Annotated in this window: 9 protein-coding genes and 1 pseudogene; 6 read left to right on the forward strand and 4 right to left on the reverse strand. The window is 53.3% G+C overall.

Features of this window, described 5'->3' with window-relative positions:
• Positions 1-428, reverse strand: a 428-nt coding sequence (locus WCC56_RS20470; protein ID WP_424694152.1) for a GNAT family N-acetyltransferase, incomplete at its 3' end; no start/stop codon positions are given.
• A gap of 57 nt (positions 429-485) precedes the next feature.
• On the opposite strand from WCC56_RS20470, the pseudogene WCC56_RS20475 reads away from it, so the two are divergent.
• From WCC56_RS20475 to WCC56_RS20485, 3 genes and pseudogenes are all read left to right on the forward strand, one after another.
• Positions 486-737: pseudogene (locus WCC56_RS20475) on the forward strand (YbiU family protein); the annotation flags it as partial.
• Between the two features lie 135 nt (positions 738-872).
• A complete protein-coding gene (locus WCC56_RS20480; RefSeq protein ID WP_424694160.1) occupies positions 873-2,558 on the forward strand; it encodes a LytS/YhcK type 5TM receptor domain-containing protein in 1,686 nt (561 codons plus the stop codon).
• Positions 2,559-2,584: 26 nt separating this feature from the next.
• Complete coding sequence (locus WCC56_RS20485; protein WP_424694153.1) at positions 2,585-3,316, forward strand: LytR/AlgR family response regulator transcription factor; 732 nt, start codon at positions 2,585-2,587, stop codon at positions 3,314-3,316.
• A 51-nt stretch (positions 3,317-3,367) separates the two neighbouring features.
• Here WCC56_RS20485 and glk read toward each other — a convergent pair whose 3' ends face one another.
• Both glk and WCC56_RS20495 read right to left on the reverse strand, forming a co-directional pair.
• Positions 3,368-4,333 (reverse strand): glucokinase, encoded by a 966-nt coding sequence (gene glk / locus WCC56_RS20490; protein ID WP_424694154.1) that lies wholly within the window; start codon positions 4,331-4,333, stop codon positions 3,368-3,370.
• A 160-nt stretch (positions 4,334-4,493) separates the two neighbouring features.
• Complete coding sequence (locus WCC56_RS20495) at positions 4,494-6,146, reverse strand: alpha-keto acid decarboxylase family protein (protein ID WP_424694155.1); 1,653 nt, start codon at positions 6,144-6,146, stop codon at positions 4,494-4,496.
• A gap of 204 nt (positions 6,147-6,350) precedes the next feature.
• On the opposite strand from WCC56_RS20495, the gene WCC56_RS20500 reads away from it, so the two are divergent.
• Complete coding sequence (locus tag WCC56_RS20500; protein WP_424694156.1) at positions 6,351-7,340, forward strand: aldo/keto reductase; 990 nt, start codon at positions 6,351-6,353, stop codon at positions 7,338-7,340.
• A 154-nt stretch (positions 7,341-7,494) separates the two neighbouring features.
• Positions 7,495-7,854, forward strand: coding sequence for a DUF2502 domain-containing protein (locus tag WCC56_RS20505; RefSeq protein WP_424694157.1), 360 nt, complete (start codon positions 7,495-7,497; stop codon positions 7,852-7,854).
• 58 nt (positions 7,855-7,912) lie between these two features.
• Here WCC56_RS20505 and WCC56_RS20510 read toward each other — a convergent pair whose 3' ends face one another.
• Positions 7,913-9,151 (reverse strand): Nramp family divalent metal transporter, encoded by a 1,239-nt coding sequence (locus WCC56_RS20510; protein WP_424694158.1) that lies wholly within the window; start codon positions 9,149-9,151, stop codon positions 7,913-7,915.
• Between the two features lie 364 nt (positions 9,152-9,515).
• Between WCC56_RS20510 and WCC56_RS20515 the strand changes: the two genes are divergently transcribed.
• Positions 9,516-10,648, forward strand: a 1,133-nt coding sequence (locus WCC56_RS20515) for a NupC/NupG family nucleoside CNT transporter (RefSeq protein ID WP_424694159.1), incomplete at its 3' end; no start/stop codon positions are given.

Below are 10,648 nucleotides of genomic sequence, written 5' to 3' on the forward strand. Positions count from 1 at the left end.
TTCTCCAGCACCCGCCGGGATGCCCAGTTTCCTTCCACAACCTGAGCTTTGAGTTTATGGAATTCGCAGTGTTCAAAAAGGTATCCCGCTAACGCGCCTACTGCCTCGCTGCCGTAGCCACTACCAAAGTGCCCGCTCAGGAAGGAATAGCCGACTTCTGCCTGACGATAAGGTAGCCATTCGGCATTAGCGCCAATCAGCCCCAGCACTTCCCCGCTACTCTTCAGCCGCACGGTCAGGCACAACATATGAAAACTGGTGACCTGCCACGGCGCTAACCGATCCTGGAAACGCTGGCGGATATCGGCCAACTGCGGCACGGCGCTGATAAATTCCATGCTGGTTTTATCGGTATGGACCCGATGAAAAAGTTGCCAGTCTTCCGGCTGCAAGCCCTTCAGCTCCAGCCGTTCAGTGAACAGATGCATAGTTTCCTCACAAAAGGGGAAGACTTATGAAAACGTAGCCCTTTTAATTTCCGCTTTAAACGCGGGCTGGATGAGAATTTCCGCCACGTTTACCGCCACGTGTTCAGGGGTAACTGGCAGCAATATAACCCAATCGAGGGAAAAATACGTAGCAGAGGACGATCTCTGTGGCGAAGCGCCAGGCCGGGCATTCTCGATCGCTGAAAAAGGGTATCCCCTTTTGCTGACTGGGATTTCCGCAAATCCCGCCAGCAAGCCAGAGAGGCTGTCTTCTGGCACTGCGAGGCAATCCATTTCGTGGTGAATAAATAGCCGACCGAAATTGATCCAGACAGGCATCAGCCTAAATCAATGCGCCGATACCTGGCACATCCCGCCCGCTTTCCTTATCATAGCCCTTTTCCCCCTTCCCCCGCCGAGGCGCCCGTGCACTCGATGTTTGAAATGCTGTTAGCCGTGCTGGATCGCGCTGCGCTAATGCTGATCTGTTTGTTCTTTATGACCCGCACGCGCCACTTCCGCCAGCTGTTGCAGAAAGATGAGCATTCACGCCAGGAACTGGTGGCCGTTACCGCCATCTTTTCGCTGTTTGCCCTGTTCGGCACCTGGAGCGGCATCAACGTTGATGGCTCGCTGGTTAACGTTCGCACTATCGCCATCATGTCCGGCGGCATTCTGTTTGGCCCATGGGTCGGGATTATTACTGGCGTGGTGGCTGGGTCACACCGATTCCTGATCGATATGGATGGGGTCAGTTCCGTTCCCTGTCTGATCACCAGCATCATTGCCGGTGTAGTTTCTGGCTATATCAACCTTAAAGTGGTGAAAGAGAAGCGCTGGAGCGTGGGCATTATCGGCGGCATGCTGTGTGAATCGCTGACCATGATTTTGATCCTAGTCTGGGCCAACCCAACGACATTAGGTATTGAGATCGTCTCTGAAATTGCCGTTCCGATGATCCTGGGGGCTGTCAGCATCGGGTTGATTGTGCTGTTGATCCAGAGTGTGGAAGGCGAGAAAGAGGCGATTGCCGCGAGGCAGGCAAAGCTGGCGCTGGAGATAGCGAACAAAACACTGCCGCTGTTCAGACAGGTTAACAGTCAGTCGCTGCGCCAGGTTTGCGACATTATCCGCAACGATATCCATGCCGATGCCGTCGCCATTACCAATAAAAACCAGATCCTCGCGTATGTCGGCGTGGGCGAAACGAACTACCGTAACGGCGACGATGAGATCAGCCCAACCACCGCCCGATCCATCGCCAATGGCGAGATCATCATCAAAAATAACGATGAAGCGCACCGCACCCCGGAAATTCACTCGATGATCGTCATCCCGCTGTGGGAAAAAGGGGAAGTGACCGGCACGCTGAAAATTTATTATCGCCATGCGCACCGCATCACCTGGTCGCTAAAAGAGATGGCGGTTGGCCTGTCGCAGATTATCTCCACGCAGCTTGAAGTTTCCCGCGCGGAGCAGCTTCGTGAGATGGCGAATAAAGCCGAACTGCGGGCACTGCAAAGTAAAATCAATCCGCATTTCCTGTTCAATGCCCTGAATGCCATTTCCTCGTCGATCCGCATGAATCCGGACACGGCCCGCCAGCTGATCACCAATCTGGCTCGCTACTTGCGCTACAACCTGGAACTCAATGACGATGAGATTATCGACATCAAGAAAGAGCTGTACCAGGTCAAAGATTATATCGCCATCGAGCAGGCCCGTTTTGGCGACAAGCTGACGGTGATTTATGACATTGATGAAGACGTAAACTGCGCGCTGCCCAGCCTGCTGCTTCAACCGCTGGTAGAGAACGCTATCGTGCACGGTATTCATCCCTGCCGGGGGAAAGGCGTGGTCACCATCAGCCTGAAAGATCAGGGCGACAGGATCCGTATTGCGGTGCGCGATACCGGCAATGGCATTAGCGAAGAAGTGATGGCGAGGGTGGAGAACAATGAAATGCCAGGCAACAAGATTGGCCTGCTCAACGTTCACCATCGGGTGAAGCTGCTTTATGGTGAAGGGCTGCATATTCACCGACGCAATCCGGGCACGGAAATCGCCTTTTATATCAGTAAAAACGGCACGGCTTTACCGGCCAGTGAAAGCGTCTCTTTACGGGCATAACGCTCCGCAAACTCCGGGAATATGATGTGAAAGCGATTATTGTTGAAGATGAATTTCTGGCCCAGCAGGAGCTGAGCTGGCTAATCAGACAACACAGCCAGCTGACCCTTGAAGCCACGTTTGACGATGGTCTGGACGTGCTGAAATACCTGCAAACGCACCAGGTTGACGTGATTTTTCTTGATATCAATATTCCGTCACTGGATGGCGTGTTGCTGGCGCAGAATATCAGTAAGTTCGCGCAGAAGCCGCTGATCGTCTTTATTACCGCTTATAAAGAACATGCGGTCGATGCTTTCGAACTTGAGGCGTTTGATTACATTCTCAAGCCCTATCATGAGATGCGTATTATCACTATGCTGCGCAAAGTCGAAAACACCTTGCAGCAGGCCGCGCACCAAAGTAATCCTGAAGCCGTACGCAGTTCAGTCCACACCATTAACCTGGTCAAGGATGAGCGGATTATCGTCACCGATATCAACGACATTTACTACGCCGAGGCGCATGAGAAGATGACGTTTGTGTATACCCGGCGGGAAGCGTATGTGATGTCGATGAATCTCACCGAATTCTGTAGCCGGTTGCCTGAAGAGGCGTTTTTCCGCTGCCATCGCTCTTATTGCATCAACCTCAGCAAAATCCGCGAAATAGAACCCTGGTTTAATAACACCTACATGCTGAAGTTAAGGGATTTGGAATTTCAGGTGCCGGTCAGTCGTAGCAAAGTGAAAGAGTTTCGCCAACTGATGCGGTTATAGCGGGGAGAGTCCGAAGGTCAGGGCCGGAAAACCGACCCTGATACTACGTGATTACAGAACGCTGCCCAGGGTCTGACGCAGGTGCGCACCGGCCCCCAGCAAACCAGGCTGATCGTGAGTAATCAGGAACACCGGGATAGTCTGCACGTAGTCTTTAAAGCGGCCTTTATCTTCAAAGGCAGCACGGAAACCTGACGATTTAAAGAACTCAAGGAAGCGAGGCACAATACCGCCAGCGATATATACGCCGCCAAAGGTACCGAGGTTCAGCGCCAGGTTACCGCCAAAGCGGCCCATGATCACGCAGAACATCGCCAGCGCGCGACGGCAATCGGTGCAGCTGTCATCCAGCGCACGTTGCGAGACATCTTTCGGCTTCAGATTTTCCGGCACCCGGTCATCTGATTTAACAATAGCCCGATACAGATTCACCAGACCTGCGCCAGACAGCACGCGCTCCGCAGAGACGTGGCCCAGTTCAGCACGCAGCACTTCCAGAATCAGGTCTTCTTCTTCGCTGTTCGCAGCGAAATCGACGTGACCGCCCTCGCCTGGCAGGCTTACCCAGCGCTTGTCAACGTGGACCAGATGCGCAACGCCCAGACCGGTTCCTGCGCCGTAAACCGCTACAGGTTTGTCATTGACCGCTTTGCCGCCGCCAAACTGCATCACATCCTCTGCAGACAGCATAGGAATGGCCATGGAGACGGCGGTGAAATCGTTGATGATCTCAAGGTGCTCGAAGCCCAGGTTGGCCTTCATTTTGCTGGTTGAGAACGCCCAGTCGTGGTTGGTCATCTCAACCCAGTCCTCAGTGATCGGACAGGCGATAGCGATACAGCCGTCGGTGATCTCCTGCTTCTGTTCATCCAGATAGAAACGGATCACAGCTTCAAGGCTGTCGTAGTCTGCTGTGGAGAAAGTTTTGGCTTGTGAAAGGGCACCGTTTTCTACTTCACACAGTGCCAGGCGCGCATTTGTGCCGCCAACATCACCTACCAAAGCATACTTAGTCATTATTGTTTTGCTCCGCTTACGTCATTTAAACACACGATAAATTTCCCCCACTCAAACAACAACGCCCACCCGTCAAAACAGGCACGTGAGGCACGCTAATCGACTACCTTACCTGCCCGCGGCGTCCTTGCCCACGGGCATCAATCTGAATTCTGTAACATTATGCAGAATTTCGTTTATTTAGCGCCTTGCAGACGGCCTGTAACAGCGGCGGCACGTCCAGCTGTGGCAGCACAACCTCGACCAGCGAGAGGCGATCGCTTTCCGCAATTACCCGCATTACTTCAATCAATTGCACCGTTTGCTCCACCCGCCAACTCTGAGCCTGGCAGTGCAGACTCAACGCCTGAGGCAGCTGCGTCCAGTTCCAGGCGGCTATATCATTGTAGCGTTGATGTTCGCCGTGGATCGCCCGCTCGACAGTATAGCCTGCATTATTAAGGATAAAGATGACGGGTTTCATCCCATCACGCAGCATCGATCCCAGCTCCTGAATGGTCAGTTGAGCCGAACCATCGCCACTGAGCAACACAACACGGCGATCCGGGCAGGCTACCTGAGCGCCATAAGCGGCTGGCAGCGTATAACCAATCGAGCCCCATAAAGGCTGGCTGATAAAGGTAACGCCTTCCGGGAACCGCAACGCCGCAGCGCCAAAAGCCGAGGTGCCCTGGTCGGCCAGCACAATATCACCTGGCTGGAGAAAATGCTGTATCGCCTGCCAGAAGCTGTCCTGCGTGAGGGCATCAGAAGGGACATCATTGAGGGGGGGAGGAGAAATATCAGATTGAGGCCATTGCGCAGCATAACGCTTAACCAGCGGCTGAAGCGCTTTGATCGCCTCGCTCATCGGCAGCTGTGTGAACGTCCTTTCCCCGATCCTGCTGCTGTAAAGGCCTATATCGATCGTCTTACGACTGTCGATATTCTGAGTGAACCCGGCGGTTATCGTGTCGGTATACACCACGCCTACCGTAATCAGCACGTCGGCCTGTTCAATAATCTGCTGCGTATTGCCTGCGCTGGCCGCGCCAGCATAGGTTCCCGCAAAGCCTGCCAGTTGCTCCGGAAGGACGCCCTTGCCCATCAGCAAGGTAGCAAAAGGCATGGGCGCATCCATTAATAACTGCTTCAAAGCGCCCTGCTGCTTTGCCCGATCGGCCAGAAAATCCGCCAGCAACGCCACGTTTTTTGCGCCAGCCAGCAGTTGGTCAGCCGCCTCTGAAAAAGCCGCTACTGCGGCTGAATCGCAGGCGAGCTCTGATCTCAGTGAGGTTGCTGAAGGGGTGATTTTCGCCACAGCAACATCGGTAGCTAAGTAGAGATAAACAGGCCGGTGTTCCCTCAGCGCAGTAATCAGCAAGCGGTCGATCTCCTCAACCGCATTCTCAGGCGTCAGAATGGCCTGAGCGACTGTCACCTCCTGAGACATTCGCAGGAAGTGATGATAATCACCGTCACCCAAAGTGTGATGCAACAACAGACCTTCGCGCCCGGCTGCCGTAGCAGGTGCGCCGACAATGTGGATCACGGGTAAGAATTCTGCATAGCTCCCGGCTACGCCGTTTAATGCGCTCAATTCACCTACACCAAAGGTAGTCAATAAGGCAGCCGCACCGTGGCAGCGTGCATAACCGTCTGCGGCATAGGCGGCATTTAACTCATTGGCACAGCCGACCCAGCCAATCTCCTTACTGGTAATGACATGATCCAGAAACTGCAAATTGTAGTCACCCGGCACGCCGAACAGATGCCCAATCCCGGCTTCCCGTAAACGCGACAGCAGATACTCCCCAACGGTAAGACTTTGCATAGGTCTTTCTCCACAGTGGTCCTTAGCCAAGTATTACCGATAATTTTCAAGGCATGAGGCACTGGCTGACGACGGCAGTGGCAAGCTGACGTTACGCCTCAGAATTATCCTCAAGTTGCGATCTACCGCGCGAACCGGTTCGGTGTAACCGTATACACTGCTATGCTTTCACATAAACCGCCCTCTACTGAACAGGATTTATTCATGGTTTATCAGGCAGATGCAGAACGTTATCAAAAAATGACCTATCACCGCAGTGGACGGAGTGGCCTCAAGCTCCCGGCCATTTCACTGGGGCTATGGCATAACTTCGGCGACAGCACTCGCGTGGATAACAGCCGTCAGCTGCTGCGCCATGCGTTTGATAACGGTATCACTCATTTCGATCTGGCCAACAACTATGGTCCACCGCCGGGCTCAGCTGAAGAAAACTTCGGCCGCATCCTGCGTGAAGACTTTGCGCCGTACCGCGATGAGCTGATCATTTCGTCCAAAGCAGGCTATACCATGTGGGACGGCCCTTATGGTGACTGGGGTTCCCGCAAGTATCTGATTGCCAGCCTGAATCAGAGCCTGAAGCGCATGGGCCTGGACTACGTTGATATTTTCTATCACCACCGTCCGGATCCTGAAACGCCACTGGAAGAAACCATGGGCGCGCTGGACCACATTGTGCGCCAGGGCAAAGCGCTGTATATCGCCCTGTCTAACTACCCGGCAGCACTGGCGGCAGAAGCTATTGCTATCCTGAAACAGCTCGGCACGCCTTGTCTGATCCACCAGCCCAAATACTCGATGTTCGAACGGACGCCGGATAATGGCCTGCTGGATGTGCTGATCAAAGAAGGCGTGGGCAGCATTGCCTTCTCCCCGCTGGCTGGCGGCGTACTGACAGACCGCTACCTGAACGGTATTCCAGAAGACTCTCGTGCCGCCAGCGGCAGCCAGTTCCTCAGTGGCGACCAGCTGACACCGGAAAAAATGGATAGGGTTCGCCAACTGAATGCGATGGCGCAGGAACGTGGGCAGAAGCTTTCTCAGATGGCACTGGCCTGGGTTCTGCGTGAAAACCGTGTGACCTCAGTGTTGATTGGTGCCAGTAAAACCAGTCAGATCGATGACGCGGTTGGCATGCTGCAGAAGCGTGATTTCAGCCAGGCTGAACTGCAAAAAATTAACAGCATTCTTGCCTGATCCAGTCCCGCCGCGCCCTGCGGCGGGTTTTTCCAGATAAATCTCAAATCTCCCCTTTACCCGGTTTTTCAGAATCCCCCAGGCGAAACGGCAGCGAACTCTTTATACTCTTGGCTTCACAACGGAGCAGTAGAACCGTTGATAAGGAGATCCAATGAAACGCTTATTACTTGTTGCCACCTTAGTGGCAAGTTTATCCCCGTTGGCGATGCACACAGCGCAGGCCGACAACGCAAATATCACCTTAGCTCCTGGGATCTCACTGCATATTGGTGACCGCGATCCACGTGGTAATCGCTGGGATGGCGGGCGCTGGCGCGATGACCACTACTGGCGCAGCAATTACCGTTATGATGAAGGCCGCTGGTGGCGACACGAGCAGTGGCGCAGGCATGAAGCGAAACGCCGCCATCATGAATGGGAGCGGGAACGCAAATGGCGTGATCACGAGCGTCATCGTGAATACCGCCATTACGAGAAAGAACGTCATCACGACCACGATCATCGCCATTGATCAAAAAAGCCGACCCTTGAGGTCGGCTTTTTATTGGCTTAGCAACAGAGGAGGCGGCTTAAAGCCCCATCGCCATCGCCACCAGCAGGTAAAGGTTCAGCGCTACAACCACCAGCACAATCACCTTCCCTATCCACTGCATAGCGCGCGAATTCACCATATCGCCCATCAGCTCACGGTTGCCGGTGAAAGCCAGCAGCGGGATTAACGCCAGCGCGATACCAAAGCTCAACAGCACCTGGCTCATCACCAGAATGCGGGTAGGCTCCCAACCGGCCATGATCACGATAAAGGAAGGCAGCATGGTCACGACACGGCGCACCAGAATCGGAATGCGGATATGGATAAAGCCCTGCATCACAACCTGACCAGCCATGGTTCCCACCACCGTCGAAGAGAGGCCAGCAGCCAGCAGGCTAAGACCAAACACCAGCGCCGCTGCGCGCCCTAAGAGCGGGTCCAGCGTCAGGTAAGCCTGATCCAAATCGGCAATGCCGGTATGACCGCTGAAGTGGAAGGCGGCGGCTGCCGTTGCCATCATCGCCAGATTGACGAAACCCGCAATGGTCATCGCAATAGCGACATCCAGTTTGGTTGACGAGTAGCGTTGTTCACGCGAGCCGCCATCGGGATTTTGCGTTAAAGAAGAGTGCAGATAGATAACGTGCGGCATGATAGTCGCGCCCAGCACGCCAGCCGCCAGTAACACCGCATCCGCTGTTGGCAGTGAAGGAACCGCAAGCCCCTGCACCAGATCGGAAATCTTTGGCTGGGAGAAGAACAGCTCGATGACGTAAGCGGCGGCGACAAACAGCAGCAGGCCGCCAATCACCAATTCCAACGGCTTTTTGCCGCGGCTTTGCAGCATCAGGATCAGGAAGGTCACTACGCCGGTCAGCACTGCACCCTGCAACAGGCTGACGCCGAAAATCAGTTTAAAGCCAATAGCCGCCCCGATAAATTCTGCCAGATCGGTAGCCATCGCAATGATTTCAGCCTGCACCCAGTAAAACCAGACGGCCGGGCGCGGAAAACGATCACGAATATGTTCAGCAAGATTTTTACCGGTAGCGATGCCCAACTTGGCAGACATCAACTGGATCACCATCGCCATGATGTTGGCCCAAACCACCACCCACAGCAGCGTATAGCCGTAAGAAGCGCCCGCCTGAATGTTGGTCGCAAAGTTGCCGGGATCGATATAGCCGATTGCCGCGATAAACGCAGGGCCCATCAACGCAAATTTGATTTTGCGCGATCCGCGAACCGTTTGTTCTACTGTGCGGCCTTCAAACATAGTTATTCCCCTAAACACCCGATGAGATCATTGTCTTTTAAATGATAATGATTATCAAGCGCATTTGAATGGGTTTTCGTTATCGCTCTGATAGCCAGTACTAAGAAATATAGCAAAGGCTATACCTTGATTTCAAACTACTCCATAGCTAAAAAATGAGCAATCACTTTTCGTGCGCCAGTAAAAGCTTATCCCTTCGATGCCTGGGGTGTTTTTTTAAACAGTATCAGGATGTGATCAGTCAGGGGATTATGTCAGGGAGGGTGATAGGTAATTGTTATATTGTGTTCTAGATCTCGTTTTTCCGTTTCCTGTTACATAGAATGTGCAGCGAAATATAACATCCTTCAAAAATGGAGCACACATGTCAGGCATTTTTCATTTTGCTTTGGCGCTGGTGATGGTAGCCGTGTTGGCCTTACTGGTTAGCACCGATCGGAAAAACATCCGCGTACGTTTTATTATTCAACTTCTGGTCATCGAAGTGCTGCTTGCGTGGTTCTTCCTTAACTCTGAAGTGGGTCTTGGCTTCGTTAAAGGGTTTGCTGGTCTGTTCGACAAACTGCTGAGCTATGCAGCACAGGGGACCAATTTTGTCTTCGGCAATATGAGCGACAAAGGCCTGGCCTTCTTCTGGCTCAATGTTCTGTGCCCTATCGTGTTCATCTCTGCACTGATCGGGATTTTGCAGCACTTCCGTATCCTGCCGATTGTGATCCGCGCTATCGGTACCGTGCTGTCTAAAATCAACGGCATGGGCAAGCTGGAATCGTTCAACGCCGTGAGTTCACTGATTTTAGGTCAGTCAGAAAACTTCATTGCGTATAAAGATATCCTCGGGAAAATGTCTCAGCGCCGCATGTACACCATGGCGGCAACGGCGATGTCTACCGTATCAATGTCAATCGTGGGCGCGTACATGACCATGATCGACCCGAAATACGTGGTAGCCGCGCTGGTGTTGAACATGTTCAGTACCTTTATCGTCCTGTCGATCATCAACCCGTACAATGTAGACAGCGAAGAAGAACTGACGCTGGGCGACCTGCACAAAGGGCAGAGCTTCTTTGAAATGCTGGGGGAATACATTCTGGCCGGTTTCAAAGTAGCGGTAATCGTAGCGGCGATGCTGATCGGCTTCATCGCGCTGATTTCAGCTATCAACGCCCTGTTCGATTTCGTCTTCGGCATCAGCTTCCAGGGTGTGCTGGGGTATGTCTTCTACCCGTTTGCCTGGGTAATGGGCGTGCCGGCTGATGAAGCGCTGAAAGTGGGCAGCATTATGGCAACCAAACTGGTGTCGAATGAGTTTGTAGCGATGATGGACCTGCAGAAAGTGGCGGCTGAACTGTCACCACGCGGCGTGGGTATCCTCTCCGTGTTCCTGGTCTCCTTTGCTAACTTCTCGTCTATCGGGATTGTGGCTGGAGCGATTAAAGGCCTGCACGAAGAGCAAGGTAACGTGGTTTCCCGCTTCGGCCTGAAACTGCTGTACGG

Source organism: Erwinia sp., assembly GCF_049696395.1.
Classification (GTDB): domain Bacteria; phylum Pseudomonadota; class Gammaproteobacteria; order Enterobacterales; family Enterobacteriaceae; genus Erwinia.